The 16,792-nt window shown below is 63.2% G+C and carries 22 protein-coding genes; all 22 read left to right on the top strand.

Annotation, left to right across the window (positions count from 1 at the left end; all coding sequences use genetic code 11):
* Window positions 1-21: 21 nt before the first annotated feature.
* Window positions 22-4,218, top strand: coding sequence for a DNA-directed RNA polymerase subunit beta' (gene rpoC / locus GTW51_RS15200; protein ID WP_163044880.1), 4,197 nt, complete (start codon window positions 22-24; stop codon window positions 4,216-4,218).
* A 122-nt stretch (window positions 4,219-4,340) separates the two neighbouring features.
* On the top strand, window positions 4,341-4,874 hold the full coding sequence (locus tag GTW51_RS15195; RefSeq protein WP_163044879.1) for a GNAT family N-acetyltransferase: 534 nt from the start codon (window positions 4,341-4,343) through the stop codon (window positions 4,872-4,874).
* A gap of 298 nt (window positions 4,875-5,172) precedes the next feature.
* Window positions 5,173-5,544, top strand: coding sequence for a 30S ribosomal protein S12 (gene rpsL, locus GTW51_RS15190; RefSeq protein ID WP_163044878.1), 372 nt, complete (start codon window positions 5,173-5,175; stop codon window positions 5,542-5,544).
* Between the two features lie 32 nt (window positions 5,545-5,576).
* Window positions 5,577-6,047, top strand: coding sequence for a 30S ribosomal protein S7 (rpsG, locus tag GTW51_RS15185; RefSeq protein WP_163044877.1), 471 nt, complete (start codon window positions 5,577-5,579; stop codon window positions 6,045-6,047).
* A gap of 31 nt (window positions 6,048-6,078) precedes the next feature.
* On the top strand, window positions 6,079-8,169 hold the full coding sequence (gene fusA / locus GTW51_RS15180; RefSeq protein WP_163044876.1) for an elongation factor G: 2,091 nt from the start codon (window positions 6,079-6,081) through the stop codon (window positions 8,167-8,169).
* A 62-nt stretch (window positions 8,170-8,231) separates the two neighbouring features.
* The gene (tuf, locus tag GTW51_RS15175) at window positions 8,232-9,407 is read left to right on the top strand and encodes an elongation factor Tu (RefSeq protein WP_163044875.1); all 1,176 of its coding nucleotides are present in this window, start codon (window positions 8,232-8,234) and stop codon (window positions 9,405-9,407) included.
* Window positions 9,408-9,575: 168 nt separating this feature from the next.
* Window positions 9,576-9,884 (top strand): 30S ribosomal protein S10, encoded by a 309-nt coding sequence (rpsJ, locus tag GTW51_RS15170; protein WP_007066362.1) that lies wholly within the window; start codon window positions 9,576-9,578, stop codon window positions 9,882-9,884.
* A gap of 26 nt (window positions 9,885-9,910) precedes the next feature.
* Window positions 9,911-10,639: a 50S ribosomal protein L3 gene (gene rplC, locus GTW51_RS15165; protein WP_163044874.1), complete on the top strand. Its 729-nt coding sequence runs from the start codon at window positions 9,911-9,913 to the stop codon at window positions 10,637-10,639.
* Window positions 10,639-11,259 carry a 50S ribosomal protein L4 gene (rplD, locus tag GTW51_RS15160; RefSeq protein WP_163044873.1) on the top strand — a complete coding sequence of 207 codons (621 nt, stop codon included), beginning with the start codon at window positions 10,639-10,641 and terminating at the stop codon, window positions 11,257-11,259. Before rplC ends, rplD begins: the two co-directional genes overlap by 1 nt.
* Window positions 11,256-11,549 carry a 50S ribosomal protein L23 gene (locus tag GTW51_RS15155; RefSeq protein WP_163044872.1) on the top strand — a complete coding sequence of 98 codons (294 nt, stop codon included), beginning with the start codon at window positions 11,256-11,258 and terminating at the stop codon, window positions 11,547-11,549. Before rplD ends, GTW51_RS15155 begins: the two co-directional genes overlap by 4 nt.
* 21 nt (window positions 11,550-11,570) lie before the next feature.
* Window positions 11,571-12,407, top strand: a complete 837-nt coding sequence (gene rplB / locus GTW51_RS15150) for a 50S ribosomal protein L2 (protein WP_163044871.1) — start codon at window positions 11,571-11,573, stop codon at window positions 12,405-12,407.
* Between the two features lie 11 nt (window positions 12,408-12,418).
* Window positions 12,419-12,697, top strand: a complete 279-nt coding sequence (gene rpsS, locus GTW51_RS15145) for a 30S ribosomal protein S19 (protein ID WP_163044870.1) — start codon at window positions 12,419-12,421, stop codon at window positions 12,695-12,697.
* 2 nt (window positions 12,698-12,699) lie between these two features.
* Entirely contained in the window at window positions 12,700-13,089 is a 390-nt protein-coding gene (rplV, locus tag GTW51_RS15140; protein WP_163044869.1) for a 50S ribosomal protein L22, read from the top strand.
* Window positions 13,089-13,796, top strand: a complete 708-nt coding sequence (gene rpsC / locus GTW51_RS15135; protein ID WP_163044868.1) for a 30S ribosomal protein S3 — start codon at window positions 13,089-13,091, stop codon at window positions 13,794-13,796. Before rplV ends, rpsC begins: the two co-directional genes overlap by 1 nt.
* A 25-nt stretch (window positions 13,797-13,821) precedes the next feature.
* The gene (gene rplP, locus GTW51_RS15130) at window positions 13,822-14,235 is read left to right on the top strand and encodes a 50S ribosomal protein L16 (protein WP_163044867.1); all 414 of its coding nucleotides are present in this window, start codon (window positions 13,822-13,824) and stop codon (window positions 14,233-14,235) included.
* Between the two features lie 12 nt (window positions 14,236-14,247).
* The gene (gene rpmC, locus GTW51_RS15125) at window positions 14,248-14,448 is read left to right on the top strand and encodes a 50S ribosomal protein L29 (RefSeq protein WP_163044866.1); all 201 of its coding nucleotides are present in this window, start codon (window positions 14,248-14,250) and stop codon (window positions 14,446-14,448) included.
* Between the two features lie 10 nt (window positions 14,449-14,458).
* Window positions 14,459-14,707, top strand: a complete 249-nt coding sequence (rpsQ, locus tag GTW51_RS15120) for a 30S ribosomal protein S17 (RefSeq protein ID WP_163044865.1) — start codon at window positions 14,459-14,461, stop codon at window positions 14,705-14,707.
* Between the two features lie 64 nt (window positions 14,708-14,771).
* A complete protein-coding gene (gene rplN / locus GTW51_RS15115; RefSeq protein ID WP_163044864.1) occupies window positions 14,772-15,140 on the top strand; it encodes a 50S ribosomal protein L14 in 369 nt (122 codons plus the stop codon).
* A 13-nt stretch (window positions 15,141-15,153) separates the two neighbouring features.
* On the top strand, window positions 15,154-15,468 hold the full coding sequence (rplX, locus tag GTW51_RS15110; RefSeq protein WP_163044863.1) for a 50S ribosomal protein L24: 315 nt from the start codon (window positions 15,154-15,156) through the stop codon (window positions 15,466-15,468).
* Window positions 15,461-16,024: a 50S ribosomal protein L5 gene (gene rplE, locus GTW51_RS15105; RefSeq protein ID WP_163044862.1), complete on the top strand. Its 564-nt coding sequence runs from the start codon at window positions 15,461-15,463 to the stop codon at window positions 16,022-16,024. Before rplX ends, rplE begins: the two co-directional genes overlap by 8 nt.
* A gap of 25 nt (window positions 16,025-16,049) precedes the next feature.
* Entirely contained in the window at window positions 16,050-16,355 is a 306-nt protein-coding gene (gene rpsN / locus GTW51_RS15100; protein ID WP_163044861.1) for a 30S ribosomal protein S14, read from the top strand.
* Between the two features lie 12 nt (window positions 16,356-16,367).
* Window positions 16,368-16,766: a 30S ribosomal protein S8 gene (rpsH, locus tag GTW51_RS15095; protein WP_163044860.1), complete on the top strand. Its 399-nt coding sequence runs from the start codon at window positions 16,368-16,370 to the stop codon at window positions 16,764-16,766.
* Window positions 16,767-16,792 lie beyond the last annotated feature (26 nt).

Here is a 16,792-nt window from a genome sequence, read left to right as displayed (position 1 = left end):
CGTCCCAGAAGGAGAAAATCCATGCACCAAGAGGTCATGAACATCTTCAACCCGCAGGTTGCGGCGCAGTCGTTCGATTCGATCCGGATCTCGCTCGCCTCACCCGAGAAGATCCTCTCCTGGTCCTTTGGCGAGATCAAGAAGCCGGAAACCATCAACTACCGTACGTTCAAGCCCGAGCGTGACGGGCTTTTCTGCGCGCGCATCTTCGGTCCGATCAAGGACTACGAGTGCCTGTGCGGCAAGTACAAGCGCATGAAGTACAAGGGCATCATCTGCGAGAAGTGTGGCGTCGAGGTCACCCTCTCGCGCGTGCGGCGCGAGCGCATGGGCCACATTGAGCTGGCCGCCCCGGTCGCGCACATCTGGTTCCTGAAGTCGCTGCCGAGCCGTATCGGCACGCTGCTCGACATGACGCTCAAGGATATCGAGCGCGTCCTGTATTTCGAGAACTACATCGTCACCGAGCCGGGCCTGACCTCGCTGAAGGAGCACCAGCTCCTGTCGGAAGAGGACTACATGCTCGCGGTCGACGAGTTCGGCGAGGACAGCTTCACTGCGCTGATCGGCGCCGAGGCGATCCAGGAACTGCTGGGCGCGATGGATCTCGAGAAGATCGCGGGCGATCTGCGGGCCGAGCTCGCGGAGACGACCTCCGAGCTCAAGACCAAGAAGCTGATGAAGCGGCTCAAGATCGTCGAGAACTTCCTCGACTCCGGCAACAAGCCGGAGTGGATGATCATGAGCGTCGTTCCGGTGATCCCGCCGGACCTGCGTCCGCTCGTCCCGCTCGACGGCGGCCGCTTCGCGACCTCCGACCTGAACGATCTCTATCGCCGCGTCATCAACCGCAACAACCGCCTCAAGCGGCTGATCGAACTGCGCGCGCCCGGCATCATCATCCGCAACGAGAAGCGGATGCTGCAGGAAGCCGTCGATGCGCTGTTCGACAACGGCCGTCGCGGCCGCGTCATCACCGGTGCCAACAAGCGGCCGCTGAAGTCGCTGTCCGACATGCTGAAGGGCAAGCAGGGGCGTTTCCGCCAGAACCTGCTCGGTAAGCGCGTCGACTATTCCGGCCGTTCGGTCATCGTGACCGGTCCGGAGCTGAAGCTGCACCAGTGCGGCCTGCCGAAGAAGATGGCGCTCGAGCTGTTCAAGCCGTTCATCTATGCGCGGCTGGACGCCAAGGGCTATTCGTCGACCGTCAAGCAGGCCAAGAAGCTGGTCGAGAAGGAGCGTCCGGAAGTCTGGGATATCCTCGACGAGGTCATCCGCGAGCATCCGGTGCTGCTGAACCGTGCGCCGACTCTGCATCGTCTCGGCATCCAGGCGTTCGAGCCGGTGCTGATCGAGGGCAAGGCCATCCAGCTTCACCCTCTGGTCTGCACGGCCTTCAATGCCGACTTCGACGGCGACCAGATGGCGGTGCACGTGCCGCTGTCCATCGAGGCGCAGCTCGAAGCGCGCGTCCTGATGATGTCGACCAACAACATCCTGCATCCCGCGAACGGTCAGCCGATCATCGTGCCGTCGCAGGACATGGTGCTCGGGCTCTATTACCTCTCGATCATGAACGAGAACGAGCCGGGGCAGGGCATGGCCTTCTCCGACATCGGCGAGCTCGAGCAGGCAGTGTTCACCAAGGCGGTGACGCTGCACTCCAAGATCAAGGGCCGCTTCAAGACCGTCGACGCCGACGGCAAGCCGGTCTCGAAGATCTACGAGACGACGCCTGGCCGCATGCTCATCGGCGAATTGCTGCCGAAGAATGCCAAGGTGCCGTTCGACATCTGCAACGAGCTGATGACCAAGAAGAACATCTCCCGGATGATCGACCAGGTCTATCGCCACTGCGGCCAGAAGGAGACGGTCATTTTCTGCGACCGGATCATGCAGCTCGGCTTCAAGCATGCGTGCATGGCTGGCATCTCGTTCGGCAAGGACGACATGCTGATCCCGGACACCAAGCCCCAGATGATCGGGGAGACCCAGGCGCTCGCGAAGGAATACGAGCAGCAGTACAATGACGGCCTGATCACCCAGGGCGAAAAGTACAACAAGGTCGTCGATGCCTGGGCCAAGTGCACGGACAAGATCGCCGACGAGATGATGGCCCGCATCAAGGCTATCGAGTTCAACGAAGACGGCCGTCAGAAGCCGATGAACTCGATCTACATGATGTCGCACTCCGGCGCGCGTGGGTCCCCGACCCAGATGCGCCAGCTGGCGGCGATGCGCGGCCTGATGACCAAGCCTTCGGGCGAGATCATCGAGACGCCGATCATCTCGAACTTCAAGGAAGGTCTGACCGTTCTCGAGTACTTCAACTCGACCCACGGTGCCCGTAAGGGTCTGGCCGACACCGCCTTGAAGACGGCGAACTCGGGCTACCTGACGCGTCGTCTCGTCGACGTGGCGCAGGATTGCATCATCACGCAGACCGATTGCGGCACGCCCAAGGGTCTGACGATGCAGCCCATCGTCGACGCCGGCCAGGTGGTCGCGTCGATCGGCCAGCGTATCCTGGGCCGTACGGCGCTCGAGGACATCGTGCATCCGCTCACCGGTGAGGTCATCGTCAAGGGTGGCGTCACCATCGAGGAGCCGGATGTCGAGATCATCGAGAAGGCGCAGATCCAGTCGGTGAAGATCCGCTCGGCGCTGACCTGCGAAGTGCGGACCGGCATCTGCGCAATCTGCTACGGACGCGATCTGGCCCGCGGCACGCCCGTCAACATGGGCGAAGCCGTCGGCGTCATCGCGGCGCAGTCGATCGGCGAGCCTGGCACGCAGCTGACCATGCGGACGTTCCACATGGGCGGCACCGCACAGGTGGTCGACAGTTCGTTCCTCGAGGCGTCCTACGAAGGCACGGTCCAGATCCGCAACCGCAACGTTGTGCGGGACTCGGACGGCAAGCTCGTCGCGATGGGCCGCAACATGGCGATCCTGATCCTCGATCAGGCCGGCAAGGAGCGCGCGTCGCACCGCGTCACCTACGGCAGCCGCATCTTCGTCGACGACGGGGACACGGTGCGCCGCGGCCAGCGTATCGCCGAGTGGGATCCGTATACCCGCCCGGTGCTGACCGAGCTGGAAGGCATCGCGGACTTCGAGGACCTGGTCGACGGTCTCTCGGTGACCGAGCAGGCCGACGAGTCGACCGGCATCACCAAGCGTGCCGTCATCGACTGGCGTGCAAGCCCGCGCGGCCAGGACCTGAAGCCGGCGATCGTCATCAAGGGCGACGACGGCGAGATCCTGAAGCTGGCCCGTGGCTCCGACGCCCGGTACTTCCAGTCGGTCGACGCCATCCTGTCGATCGAGCCGGGTGCCCGCGTGAAGGCGGGTGACGTCCTGTCGCGTATTCCGATGGAAAGCGCGAAGACCAAGGACATCACTGGTGGTCTGCCGCGCGTCGCCGAGTTGTTCGAGGCCCGCAAGCCGAAGGACAACGCGGTCATCGCCGAGATCGACGGTACGGTGAAGTTCGGGCGCGACTACAAGAACAAGCGCCGGATCGTCATCGAGCCGCATGAGGAAGGCGCGGAGGCCGTCGAGTACCTGATCCCGAAGGGCAAGCCGTTCCATCTCCAGGAAGGCGACGTCATCGAAAAGGGCGACTACATCCTCGACGGCAACCCGGCACCGCACGACATCCTGGCGATCCGCGGCGTGGAGGCTCTTGCGAGCTACCTCGTCAACGAGATCCAGGAGGTCTACCGGCTGCAGGGCGTGTTGATCAACGACAAGCACATCGAGGTCATCGTCCGGCAGATGCTGCAGAAGGTCGAGATCGTGGAGTCGGGCGATTCCGGCTACATCCCGGGCGACAATGTCGACCGGATCGAGCTCGCCGAACTCAACGAGCGGCTTGAGGAAGAAGGCAAGAAGCCGGCTTCCGGCAACCCGGTGCTGCTCGGCATCACCAAGGCGTCGCTGCAGACGCCATCCTTCATCTCGGCGGCCTCCTTCCAGGAGACGACGAGAGTGCTCACCGAGGCAGCGGTTGCCGGCAAGACCGACACGCTGCAGGGCCTGAAGGAGAACGTCATCGTCGGCCGCCTGATCCCGGCCGGTACCGGCGGAATGATGACCCAGGTGCGCCGCATCGCGACCTCGCGCGACGACCTCATCATCGAGGATCGCCGTCGGGCCGCCAACGCGGCTGCCACCGACCGCATGCTGACCTCGGTCGACGACGCCGCCGAATAACGGCAGCGCCGGACCGCATGAGAAGACGAAGGGCCGCTCGCGAGAGCGGCCCTTCGTCGTTCTGACCCTTAGGCGCAGCGCAGGAGCCGGAGACGATGAGCGAGCCGACTGATCAGGCTTTCATGGCCACGCTGCAGGCCATCCGCGCCGGCGACATGCCGGGGCTGCTGGCGCTCAACAATGCCCACGCCGAGGAGTTGTCGCTCCTGACCACGGCTGAGTTCGCGCGTCTCGTGAACACGGCCTACCTGGCCATCCGGGCGACCACGGCAGCTGCCTTCCTGCTGGCGTTCGACCAGGACACTGATTACGCCAGCCCGAATTTCCTCTGGATGCGCGAGCGCTTCGACCGCTTCGTCTACATCGATCGTATCGCTGTCGCTGCGGAGGCGAGGGGGCGGGGACTGGCACGGCAGCTCTACGCCGCCGTGTTCGCCACCGCTGCACGCGCCGGTCACGTGCGCGTCGTCTGCGAGGTCAACCGCGAACCGCCGAACCCGACCTCCGACGCCTTCCATCGGGCGATGGGATTTGTTGAAATCGGCAGTGCCGATACGATGGATGGCGGGAAGTCGGTGCGGTATTTCGCGCGCGCCATCGACACTGCTGACGATACGGCAGCTGTTTCGAGCCTTCCGGCGGCCAGAGAGGCCTAGCCCTGCGTGTGCGGGGTTGACGGGGCCCGGCAGAATCGGTAAACACCCGCCAACAGAGCCGATGTGAAGCCGAATCTTCCCATGGACGCCACGTCCGGGATCCAGCGCTTCAAACAAGGCTTCGTTCAACGAGACGATACATCGCTGGCTGCACGACCGAAAGACGGTCCTCTGCATCATTCCGGGCAGTCCGCAGATAACGCGGATCCACTGCCCGGTTTCGCGCATGAGGGTCACTCCTCTCGCGGGTGGAGCGTTTTGTTCAGAACCTGGATTTGGAAGAAGAGGGAAGGTTGGAATGCCGACCATTAACCAGCTGGTTCGGAAGCCGCGCGTTCGCCCCGTCGAGCGCAACACGGTTCCGGCACTTGAGGCCAACCCGCAGAAGCGCGGCGTTTGCACGCGCGTCTACACCACGACCCCGAAGAAGCCGAACTCGGCCCTTCGTAAGGTCGCGAAGGTGCGGCTCGTCAACGGCTACGAAGTCATCGGCTACATTCCGGGCGAGGGTCATAACCTTCAGGAGCACTCCGTGGTGATGATCCGCGGCGGTCGCGTCAAGGACCTTCCCGGTGTGCGCTATCACATCATCCGCGGCGTGCTCGACACGCAGGGCGTCAAGAACCGCAGACAGCGCCGTTCGAAGTACGGCGCCAAGCGTCCGAAATAAGCCCCACGCCGACAAGTTGAAGAGACGATAGAATGTCCCGCCGTCACAGAGCCGAAAAGCGCGAAATCAACCCGGACCCGAAGTTCGGCGATCTCGTGGTGTCGAAGTTCATGAACGCCGTCATGTATGACGGCAAGAAATCTATCGCCGAGCGCATCGTCTACGGCGCGTTCGACGCCGTGCACGACAAGACCCGCCAGGATGCGGTCGTGGTCTTCCACCAGGCGCTCGAGAACATCTCGCCGCACGTGGAAGTTCGCTCCCGTCGTGTCGGTGGTGCCACCTACCAGGTCCCGGTCGACGTTCGTCCGGAGCGCCGTCAGGCGCTGGCTATCCGCTGGCTCATTACGGCGGCGCGCAAGCGTAACGAGACCACGATGGTCGATCGCCTTTCCGGCGAGCTGATGGATGCCGCAAACAATCGCGGTACCGCAGTGAAGAAGCGCGAAGACACGCACCGCATGGCGGAAGCGAACCGCGCCTTCTCGCATTATCGCTGGTAATTCAAGCTTCCGTCCGAAAGGCGACGCCCCTATGGCACGCGAGTACAAGATCGAAGACTACCGCAATTTCGGCATCATGGCCCACATCGACGCGGGCAAGACGACGACGACCGAGCGGATTCTCTTCTATACCGGCAAGTCCCACAAGATCGGCGAAGTGCACGACGGCGCTGCGACGATGGATTGGATGGAGCAGGAGCAGGAGCGCGGCATCACCATCACGTCCGCCGCGACGACGACCTTCTGGGAAGGCCGTGATGGCAAGAAGCGCCGCTTCAACATCATCGACACCCCGGGCCACGTCGACTTCACCATCGAGGTCGAGCGTTCGTTGCGCGTCCTCGACGGTGCGATCGCGCTTCTGGACGCCAATGCCGGTGTCGAGCCGCAGACCGAGACGGTCTGGCGCCAGGCCGACAAGTACCACGTCCCGCGGATGATCTTCGTCAACAAGATGGACAAGACCGGCGCGGACTTCTTCCGCTGCGTCGAGATGATCAAGTCGCGCCTCGGTGCACGGCCGGTCGTCGTCCAGCTGCCGATTGGTGCCGAGAACGAGTTCGTTGGCCTGGTCGACCTGATCGAGATGAAGGCCCTGATCTGGCGCGACGAGACGCTCGGCGCGCAGTGGGACATCGTCGAGATCCCCGCCGATCTCCAGGCTCAGGCCGAGGAATATCGCGAGGCGATGATCGAGGCCGCCGTCGAGATCGACGAAGGCGCGATGGAGAAGTATCTCGAGGGCGAGATGCCCTCGAACGAGGAACTGCGTCGCCTGATCCGCAAGGGTACCTGCGACGTGTGGTTCACGCCGGTTCTCTGTGGCTCTGCCTTCAAGAACAAGGGCGTCCAGCCGCTGCTCGACGCCGTCGTCGACTTCCTGCCGTCGCCGGTCGAAGTGCCGTCGATCAAGGGTATCGACCCGAAGACGGATGGCGAGATCATCCGCCGTTCGGCCGACGACGAGCCGCTGTCGATGCTGGCGTTCAAGATCATGAACGACCCGTTCGTCGGCTCGCTGACCTTTGCCCGCATCTATTCGGGCGTGCTCACCAAGGGCACCTCCGTGACCAACACGGTCAAGGAGAAGAAGGAGCGCATCGGCCGCATGCTGCAGATGCATTCCAACTCCCGTGAGGACATCGAGGAAGCCTTCGCCGGCGACATCGTTGCGCTCGCCGGTCTCAAGGAGACCACCACGGGTGACACGCTCTGCGATCCGCTGAAGCCGGTGATCCTCGAGCGTATGGAATTCCCCGATCCGGTCATCGAGATCGCGATCGAGCCGAAGACCAAGGGCGACCAGGAGAAGATGGGCCTCGCGCTCAACCGCCTGGCAGCCGAGGATCCGTCCTTCCGCGTCAAGACGGACGAGGAAAGCGGCCAGACGATCATCGCCGGCATGGGCGAACTGCATCTCGACATCCTCGTCGACCGCATGCGTCGCGAGTTCAAGGTCGAGGCGAACATCGGTGCGCCGCAGGTTGCCTACCGCGAGACGATCACCCGTCGCGCCGAAGTCGACTACACGCACAAGAAGCAGACCGGTGGTACGGGCCAGTTCGCCCGCGTCAAGATGATCTTCGAGCCGGCAGAGATCGGCGCAGGCTTCACCTTCGAGTCGAAGGTCGTCGGCGGCTCCGTGCCGAAGGAATACGTCCCGGGCGTCCAGAAGGGCATCATGTCGGTGCTGTCTTCCGGTCCGCTCGCCGGCTTCCCGATGGTCGACATCAAGTCGGAACTGATCGACGGCGCCTTCCATGACGTCGACTCCTCGGTTCTGGCCTTCGAGATCGCCGCCCGTGCAGGTTTCCGCGAAGCCATCCAGAAGGCTGGTCCGAAGCTGCTCGAGCCGATCATGAAGGTCGAGGTCGTGACGCCGGAAGACTATGTCGGCGACGTCATCGGCGACCTGAATTCACGGCGTGGACAGATCCAGGGTACCGAGCCACGTGGCATCGCCCAGGTGGTCAACGCCATGGTGCCGCTCGCCAACATGTTCGGCTACGTCAACACGCTTCGTTCCATGTCGCAGGGCAGGGCGCAGTATACGATGCAGTTCGATCATTACGAGCAGGTCCCGAACCAGGTCGCGGACGAGATCCAGAAGAAATTTGCCTGATCGGATCCGTCCGGAACAGAAATTCGGCTCCTTGAGCCGCGATAAGACAATGGAGCGCCACGATGGCCAAGAGTAAATTTGAGCGCAACAAGCCGCATGTGAACATCGGGACGATTGGTCACGTTGATCATGGCAAGACGTCCCTGACGGCGGCGATCACGAAGTATTTCGGCGAATACCGTGCGTATGACCAGATCGACGCGGCGCCGGAAGAGAAGGCGCGCGGCATCACGATCTCGACGGCGCATGTCGAGTACGAGACGGAAGCGCGGCACTACGCGCATGTCGACTGCCCGGGCCATGCCGACTACGTGAAGAACATGATCACGGGCGCTGCGCAGATGGACGGCGCGATCCTGGTGGTCTCGGCGGCCGACGGCCCGATGCCGCAGACCCGCGAGCACATCCTGCTCGCCCGTCAGGTCGGTGTTCCGGCGATCGTGGTGTTCCTCAACAAGGTCGACCAGGTCGACGACGAGGAGCTGCTGGAGCTGGTCGAGCTCGAGGTTCGCGAGCTCCTGTCGAGCTACGAGTATCCGGGCGACGACATCCCAATCGTCAAGGGCTCGGCGCTGGCGGCGCTGGAAGATTCGAACAAGACGATCGGCGAGGACGCGGTGCGTGCGCTGATGGCCGAGGTGGATGCGTACATCCCGACGCCTGAGCGTCCGATCAACCTGCCGTTCCTGATGCCGATCGAGGACGTGTTCTCGATCTCGGGTCGTGGCACGGTGGTGACCGGCCGCGTCGAGCGCGGCATCGTCAAGGTCGGCGAGGAAGTCGAGATCGTCGGCATCCGCGACACCAAGAAGACGACGGTGACCGGCGTCGAGATGTTCCGCAAGCTTCTGGACCAGGGCCAGGCGGGCGACAACATCGGCGCGCTGATCCGCGGTGTGGATCGCGAGGGCGTCGAGCGCGGCCAGGTGCTGTGCAAGCCGGGTTCGGTGAAGCCGCACACCAAGTTCAAGGCCGAGGCATACATTCTGACGAAGGAAGAGGGCGGCCGTCATACGCCGTTCTTCACCAACTACCGTCCGCAGTTCTACTTCCGCACGACGGACGTGACCGGCGTGTGCACGCTGCCCGAGGGCACCGAGATGGTGATGCCGGGCGACAACGTGACGATGGACGTGGTGCTGATCGTGCCGATCGCGATGGAAGAGCGCCTGCGCTTCGCCATCCGCGAAGGCGGCCGCACCGTCGGCGCCGGCATCGTCGCCTCCATCATCGAGTAGCGACGAGACAATCGGGCGCGGCGCCGGAGCAGTCCGGTCCGCCGCGCCCTTTGAATTCGCCCCACGGGGCAGGCGGGGTCAGTCCTCGCGACGACATGGCTGCCTTGAGAAGACAAGCGCTCGGAAACCGCCGCTAGGCCGGTGTGGTCCGACGAGAGGACGAATGAAATGAACGGCCAGAATATCCGCATCCGCCTCAAGGCGTTCGACCACCGGGTCCTTGACGCCTCGACGCGCGAGATTGTTTCGACTGCCAAGCGCACCGGCGCCAATGTCCGTGGTCCGATCCCGCTGCCGACGCGAATCGAAAAGTTTACCGTCAACCGCTCGCCGCACATCGACAAGAAGTCGCGCGAGCAGTTCGAAATGCGCACCCACAAGCGGCTCCTCGACATCGTCGATCCGACGCCGCAGACGGTTGATGCGCTCATGAAGCTCGACCTCGCCGCTGGCGTCGATGTCGAGATCAAGCTCTGATTCGAGCACGGGAAGGATAACGCCCCATGCGTTCAGGTGTGATTGCACAGAAGGTCGGCATGACCCGCGTCTATAACGACGTCGGCGAGCACGTGCCGGTTACCGTCCTGCGGGTTGAAAACCTCCAGGTCATCGCCCAGCGGACCCTCGAGAAGAATGGCTATAGCGCCGTTCAGCTCGGCGCCGGTCTCGCCAAGGTGACGAGAACTTCCAAGGCCATGCGCGGCGTTTTCGCCCAGGCCTCGGTTGAACCGAAGCGCAAGCTCGTTGAGTTCCGCGTAACGGACGACAACATGATCGACGTCGGATCCGAGATCACGGCCGAGCATTTCGTCCCCGGCCAGAAGGTCGACGTGACGGGTACCTCGATCGGTAAGGGTTTCGCCGGCGGCATGAAGCGCCATAATTTCGGTGGTCTTCGGGCAACCCACGGCGTCTCGGTCTCGCACCGTTCGCTGGGTTCGACCGGTCAGCGCCAGGATCCGGGCAAGGTCTTCAAGAACAAGAAGATGGCCGGTCACATGGGTCAGGTTCGCGTCACGACGCAGAACCTCGAAGTGGTCCGCACCGATCCCGACAAGGGCCTTATCCTGATCCGCGGTGCGGTTCCGGGTTCGAAGGGCGGCTGGATCGAAATTCGCGACGCCGTCAAGGCGGCGCTGCCCGACAACGCGCCGAAGCCGGCCGCGCTGCGCTCGGCTGCCGGTAACGGTGCCGCCGCGGAGACTGCGGACGCTTCCGAGGGAGCGGAATAATGGATTTCACGATCAAGAGCCTCGACGGCAAGGATGCCGGCCAGGTCACGCTCGCGGATGAGATCTTCGGTCTCGAGCCGCGTGAGGACATCCTGCAGCGCATGGTGCGCTGGCAGCTGGCCAAGCGCCAGCAGGGCACGCACCAGACGCTGGGCCGCGCGGAGATCGCACGGACCGGTGCCAAGCTCTACCGCCAGAAGGGCACGGGTCGTGCGCGTCACGGCTCGGCTCGCGCGCCGCAGTTCCGCGGCGGTGGCAAGGCCCACGGCCCGACCTCGCGCAGCCACGCTCACGACCTTCCCAAGAAGGTTCGGGCGCTGGCGCTTCGGCACGCTCTTTCGGCCAAGGCAAAGTCCGGCGGCCTGATGATCATCGACGATCTGAAGAGCGCCGATGCCAAGACCAAGGGCATGGTGAAGAACTTCGCCGATCTCGGCCTGGCGAACGCACTGATCATCGGCGGTGCCGAGCTCGACGTGAACTTCTCGCGCTCGGCTCGCAACATCCCGAACATCGACGTGCTGCCGGTCCAGGGCATCAACGTCTACGACATTCTCCGTCGCCGGACCCTCGTCCTTTCGAAGGCCGCCGTCGAGGCTCTCGAGGAGCGGTTCAAATGAACGATCTTCGCCACTACGACGTCATCACCAGCCCGGTGATCACCGAGAAGTCGACCATGCTGTCGGATTCGAACCAGGTGGTCTTCAACGTCCCCAAAACGGCTACCAAGCCGGAGATCCGGGCGGCCGTCGAGGCACTGTTCGGGGTGAAGGTCACCGCCGTCAACACGCTGGTCCGCAAGGGCAAGGTCAAGCGCTTCCGCGGCCGTATCGGTCGCCAGAGCGATCAGAAAAAAGCCGTCGTGACATTGGCCGAAGGCCAGTCGATCGACGTCTCGACCGGTCTTTGATCGGGACCGGAGGATTAGGCAATGGCACTTAAGAATTTCAAACCGAACACGCCGAGCCAGCGCCAGCTGGTCATCGTCGATCGCTCGGGCCTCTGGAAGGGCAAGCCGGTCAAGCATCTGACCGAGGGCCTCAGCCAGAAGGGCGGCCGCAACAATACCGGCCGCGTGACGGCTCGGTATCAGGGCGGCGGGCACAAGCGGACCTACCGCCAGATCGACTTCAAGCGGCGCAAGCTGGATGTCGTCGGTACGGTGGAGCGGATCGAGTACGATCCGAACCGGACCGCTTTCATCGCGCTGATCAAGTACGCCGACGGCGAGCTTGCCTACATCCTGGCGCCGCAGCGCCTGGCTGCCGGTGACCAGATCATCGCAGGCATGACCGGCGTCGACGTCAAGCCCGGCAATGCGATGCCGCTGTCGTCGCTGCCCGTCGGCACCATCATCCACAATGTGGAGATGAAGCCGATGAAGGGTGGTCAGATCGCCCGCTCGGCCGGGTCCTATGCCCAGCTGGTCGGTCGCGACCAGGGCATGGCGATCCTGCGCCTCAATTCGGGTGAGCAGCGGCTGGTTTCGTCCTCGTGCTTTGCCACGGTCGGGGCGGTGTCCAATCCGGACCATTCGAACATCAATCTCGGCAAGGCTGGGCGCTCGCGCTGGCTCGGCCGCCGGCCGCACGTTCGCGGTGTCGCGATGAACCCGGTCGATCACCCGCACGGCGGCGGCGAAGGCCGCACCTCGGGTGGCCGTCATCCGGTCTCGCCCTGGGGCAAGCCCACGAAGGGCAAGCGGACGCGCCAGAACAAGGCGACCGACCAGTTCATCATGCGCTCGCGCCATCAGCGTAAGAAGTAAGGGGTTTTTTCATGACACGTTCCGTCTGGAAGGGTCCGTTCGTCGATGGCTACCTTCTCAAGAAAGCCGAGAAGGCGCGCGAGAGCGGCCGCAACGATGTGATCAAGATCTGGACCCGTCGCTCGACGATCCTGCCGCAGTTCGTCGGACTTACGTTCGGCGTCTACAACGGCAACAAGCACATCCCGGTCTCGGTCAACGAGGACATGGTCGGACACAAGTTCGGCGAGTTCTCGCCTACCCGTACCTATTACGGCCACGGCGCCGACAAGAAGGCGAAGAGGAAGTAATCATGGGTAAGGTGAAGGCCGAGCGCCGGCTTAACGAAAACGAAGCGAGAGCTGTCGCCCGGACGATCCGTGTCAGCCCGCAGAAGCTCAACCTCGTCGCGCAGCTGATCCGCGGCAAGAAGGTCGAGGCCGCCCTGGCGGACCTGACCTTCTCGCGCAAGCGGATTGCCGAGACGGTCAAGAAGACGCTGGAAAGCGCCATTGCGAACGCCGAGAACAACCATGATCTCGACGTCGACTCGCTGATCGTGGCGGAAGCCTATGTCGGCAAGTCGATCACGATGAAGCGTTTCCACGCTCGCGGTCGCGGTCGTGCGAGCCGGGTGGAGAAGCCCTTCTCGCATCTGACGATCGTCGTTCGCGAGGTCGCCGCACTCGAGGAGGCCGCATAATGGGTCAGAAAATCAACCCGACCGGCTTCCGCCTCGGGATCAACCGCACCTGGGACTCGCGCTGGTTCGCCAACACCGGCGAATACGGCGAGCTCCTGCATGAGGATCTCAAGATCCGCGCCTATCTGCTCGAAGAGCTGAAGCAGGCAGCGGTTTCCAAGATCGTCATCGAGCGTCCGCACAAGAAGTGCCGCATCACGATCCACTCGGCACGTCCGGGCATCGTCATCGGCAAGAAGGGCGCCGACATCGAGAAGCTTCGCAAGAAGCTCGCCTCGATGACCGACGCCGAGACGCACATCAATATCGTCGAGATCCGCAAGCCCGAGATCGACGCGACGCTGGTGGCGCAGTCGATCGCCCAGCAGCTGGAGCGCCGGGTGGCGTTCCGTCGGGCGATGAAGCGTGCGGTCCAGTCGGCCATGCGCCTCGGTGCCGAAGGCATCCGGATCAATTGCGGCGGTCGCCTCGGCGGCGCCGAGATCGCCCGGACGGAATGGTACCGCGAAGGCCGTGTGCCGCTGCACACGCTGCGCGCCGACATCGATTACGGCACCGCCGAAGCCAAGACTGCCTATGGCATTTGCGGCGTCAAGGTGTGGATCTTCAAGGGCGAAATCCTCGAGCATGATCCGATGGCCTCCGAGCGCCGTCAGATCGAGGGTGATGCCCAGGGCGGCGGCGGTCGTCGTCGCGAGCACGCCTGACGGCCAGAATTCGGAGTAACGAAAGATGCTGCAGCCAAAGCGCACGAAGTACCGGAAGGCGTTCAAGGGACGCATTCACGGCACGGCCAAGGGTGGAACGAGCCTCAACTTCGGCTCGTTCGGTCTGAAGGCGGTCGAACCCGAGCGGGTCACCGCGCGGCAGATCGAGGCGGCACGCCGCGCGATCACCCGTCAGATGAAGCGCCAGGGCCGCGTCTGGATCCGGATCTTCCCGGACCTGCCGGTCACGTCGAAGCCGACCGAAGTCCGCATGGGCAAGGGCAAGGGCTCCGTCGACTACTGGGCCGCCCGGGTTCATCCCGGTCGCGTCATGTTCGAGATCGACGGCGTATCCGAAGACATCGCGCGGGAAGCGCTGCGGCTGGGAGCTGCGAAGCTCCCGATCCGCACGCGCTTCATCCAGCGCATCGCCGAGTAAGGAGAGTTTGAAGTGAAAGCTTCCGACGTCAAGACGCTGACCCAGGACGAACTCACGGACGAGCTCGCCAAGCTGAAGAAGGAGCAGTTCAACCTGCGCTTCCAGCGTGCCACCGGTCAGCTTGAGAACACCGCCCGCGTTCGCCAGGTGCGTCGCGATATCGCACGGATCAAGACGATCAACCGCTCCAAGGCGGCCGAGGCGAAGGCCTGAGGATCAGATAATGCCGAAACGCATCCTGCAGGGGACGGTCGTCTCCGACAAGAACGAAAAGACGGTGGTGGTTCTGGTGGAGCGTCGCTTCACCCATCCGCTGTTCAAGAAGACCGTGCGCCGGTCGAAGAAGTACAAGGCGCACGATGAGAACAATCAGTGCAAGATCGGCGACATGGTCTCCATCCAGGAGAGCCGTCCGATCTCGAAGGACAAGAGCTGGGTCGTCGTTTCCAACGACGCGGCAGCAGCCAGTTAATCGGTACGGTCGGTGAAGCGCCTCCGCGGCGCCTCCCGGCAACAAGCTTTGAAGGCGGCCTGATATGATTCAGATGCAAACAAACCTCGACGTCGCGGATAATTCCGGCGCGCGTCGTGTCATGTGCATCAAGGTTCTGGGCGGCTCGAAGCGGAAATATGCCTCCGTCGGCGACATCATCGTGGTGTCGATCAAGGAAGCTATTCCGCGCGGCCGCGTCAAGAAGGGCGACGTGATGAAGGCCGTGGTGGTTCGTACCGCCAAGGACATCCGTCGCGCCGACGGCTCGGTCATTCGGTTCGATTCGAATGCCGCGGTGCTCATCGACAACAAGAAAGAGCCAGTCGGCACCCGTATCTTCGGACCGGTTCCGCGCGAGCTTCGCGCCAAGAACCACATGAAGATCATCTCACTGGCCCCCGAAGTTCTATAGAGGAGAGCGGACGATGCAAAAGATCCGCAAGGGCGACACGGTCGTCGTGCTCGCCGGCAAGGACAAGGGCCGGTCGGGTGAAGTCATCAAGATGATGCCGAAGGACGAACGCGCCCTGGTGCGCGGCGTCAATATGGTCAAGCGCCATCAGCGCCAGACCGCTTCCCAGGAAGCCGGTATCATCAACAAGGAAGCTCCGATCCACCTGTCGAACCTCGCGGTCTCCGACCCGAAGGACGGCAAGGCCACCCGCGTCGGCTTCAAGAACCTCGACGACGGCACCAAGGTGCGCGTCGCGAAGCGCTCGGGAGAGCAGATCAATGGCTGAGACCGCAACCGCTTACGAGCCGCGGCTGAAGCGCGTCTATCGCGATGAAATCCGCAAGGCGCTGCTGGAGCAGTTCTCGTACTCGAACGAGATGCAGGTGCCGCGCCTCGAGAAGATCGTCATCAACATGGGTGTCGGCGAGGCGACGGCAGACTCCAAGAAGCCGAGCGTGGCCGCCGAGGATCTCGCGCGCATCGCCGGGCAGAAGCCCGTCGTGACCCGCGCCACCAAGTCCATCGCCGGCTTCAAGCTGCGCGAAGGCATGCCGATCGGCGCGAAGGTCACTTTGCGCAAGGACAAAATGTACGAGTTCATGGACCGGCTGGTGCAGATCGCCCTGCCGCGTGTCCGCGACTTCCGCGGCCTGAACCCGAAGAGCTTCGATGGCCGCGGCAATTTCGCCATGGGCATCAAGGAACACATCGTGTTCCCCGAGATCAACTACGACAAGGTTGATCAGATGTGGGGCATGGACATCATCGTCTGTACGACGGCGAACAATGACGAGGAAGCCCGGGCGCTGCTGAAGGCGTTCAACTTCCCCTTCCGCCAGTAACGGCAGTCGAGCAAAGGACGAGACAATGGCCAAAAAGGGCATGATCGAGCAGAACGAGCATCGCAAGAAGCTGGTGAAGAAGTACGCCGCCAAGCGAGCCGCTCTGAAGACGATCACCAAGAATGCCGACGCTCCCATGGAGGAGCGTTTCCGGGCGCAGCTCGAGCTGGCGGAACTTCCGCGCAACGGCTCGAAGGTGCGTGTCCGCAACCGCTGCGAGGTCACCGGTCGCCCGCGTGCCTATTATCGCAAGCTGAAGATGAGCCGCATCGCGCTGCGGGACCTGGGCAATAGTGGCCAGATTCCCGGCATCGTGAAGTCGAGCTGGTAAGGAGGTCACGCCATGTCACTATCTGATCCTCTCGGCGATATGCTGACCCGTATCCGCAACGCGATCATGCGCAACAAGTCGTCGGTGATGACACCGGCTTCAAAGCTGCGCGGCCGCGTGCTCGACGTCCTCAAGGACGAGGGCTACATTCGGGGCTACACGCAGACGGAATTCGTCAACGGCCAGTCTGAGTTCCAGATCGAGCTGAAGTACTACGAGGGCACTCCGGTGATTCGCGAGATCGCTCGCGTCTCCAAGCCTGGTCGACGGGTCTACGTTTCGGCGAAGACCATTCCGCAGGTGGCGAACGGGCTGGGCATCTCGGTGCTGTCGACGCCGAAGGGCGTCATGGCTGACCACAGCGCTCGCGAACAGAATGTCGGCGGTGAGGTGCTCTGCCGCGTCTTCTGACGCGGTAGCAGCCTCCCAGCGCAACG

Source organism: Aurantimonas aggregata, assembly GCF_010500835.1.
Classification (GTDB): Bacteria; Pseudomonadota; Alphaproteobacteria; order Rhizobiales; family Rhizobiaceae; genus Aurantimonas; species Aurantimonas aggregata.
This window is presented reverse-complemented; position numbering and strand designations above follow the sequence as displayed.

What these genes read in the sequence shown, in the direction of transcription:
- rpoC (WP_163044880.1), top strand. Translation starts at nt 22, where the DNA reads ATGCACCAAGAGGTCATGAACATCTTCAACCCGCAGGTTGCGGCGCAG.
- GTW51_RS15195 (WP_163044879.1), top strand. Translation starts at nt 4,341, where the DNA reads ATGGCCACGCTGCAGGCCATCCGCGCCGGCGACATGCCGGGGCTGCTG.
- rpsL (WP_163044878.1), top strand. Translation starts at nt 5,173, where the DNA reads ATGCCGACCATTAACCAGCTGGTTCGGAAGCCGCGCGTTCGCCCCGTC.
- rpsG (WP_163044877.1), top strand. Translation starts at nt 5,577, where the DNA reads ATGTCCCGCCGTCACAGAGCCGAAAAGCGCGAAATCAACCCGGACCCG.
- fusA (WP_163044876.1), top strand. Translation starts at nt 6,079, where the DNA reads ATGGCACGCGAGTACAAGATCGAAGACTACCGCAATTTCGGCATCATG.
- tuf (WP_163044875.1), top strand. Translation starts at nt 8,232, where the DNA reads ATGGCCAAGAGTAAATTTGAGCGCAACAAGCCGCATGTGAACATCGGG.
- rpsJ (WP_007066362.1), top strand. Translation starts at nt 9,576, where the DNA reads ATGAACGGCCAGAATATCCGCATCCGCCTCAAGGCGTTCGACCACCGG.
- rplC (WP_163044874.1), top strand. Translation starts at nt 9,911, where the DNA reads ATGCGTTCAGGTGTGATTGCACAGAAGGTCGGCATGACCCGCGTCTAT.
- rplD (WP_163044873.1), top strand. Translation starts at nt 10,639, where the DNA reads ATGGATTTCACGATCAAGAGCCTCGACGGCAAGGATGCCGGCCAGGTC.
- GTW51_RS15155 (WP_163044872.1), top strand. Translation starts at nt 11,256, where the DNA reads ATGAACGATCTTCGCCACTACGACGTCATCACCAGCCCGGTGATCACC.
- rplB (WP_163044871.1), top strand. Translation starts at nt 11,571, where the DNA reads ATGGCACTTAAGAATTTCAAACCGAACACGCCGAGCCAGCGCCAGCTG.
- rpsS (WP_163044870.1), top strand. Translation starts at nt 12,419, where the DNA reads ATGACACGTTCCGTCTGGAAGGGTCCGTTCGTCGATGGCTACCTTCTC.
- rplV (WP_163044869.1), top strand. Translation starts at nt 12,700, where the DNA reads ATGGGTAAGGTGAAGGCCGAGCGCCGGCTTAACGAAAACGAAGCGAGA.
- rpsC (WP_163044868.1), top strand. Translation starts at nt 13,089, where the DNA reads ATGGGTCAGAAAATCAACCCGACCGGCTTCCGCCTCGGGATCAACCGC.
- rplP (WP_163044867.1), top strand. Translation starts at nt 13,822, where the DNA reads ATGCTGCAGCCAAAGCGCACGAAGTACCGGAAGGCGTTCAAGGGACGC.
- rpsQ (WP_163044865.1), top strand. Translation starts at nt 14,459, where the DNA reads ATGCCGAAACGCATCCTGCAGGGGACGGTCGTCTCCGACAAGAACGAA.
- rplN (WP_163044864.1), top strand. Translation starts at nt 14,772, where the DNA reads ATGATTCAGATGCAAACAAACCTCGACGTCGCGGATAATTCCGGCGCG.
- rplX (WP_163044863.1), top strand. Translation starts at nt 15,154, where the DNA reads ATGCAAAAGATCCGCAAGGGCGACACGGTCGTCGTGCTCGCCGGCAAG.
- rplE (WP_163044862.1), top strand. Translation starts at nt 15,461, where the DNA reads ATGGCTGAGACCGCAACCGCTTACGAGCCGCGGCTGAAGCGCGTCTAT.
- rpsN (WP_163044861.1), top strand. Translation starts at nt 16,050, where the DNA reads ATGGCCAAAAAGGGCATGATCGAGCAGAACGAGCATCGCAAGAAGCTG.
- rpsH (WP_163044860.1), top strand. Translation starts at nt 16,368, where the DNA reads ATGTCACTATCTGATCCTCTCGGCGATATGCTGACCCGTATCCGCAAC.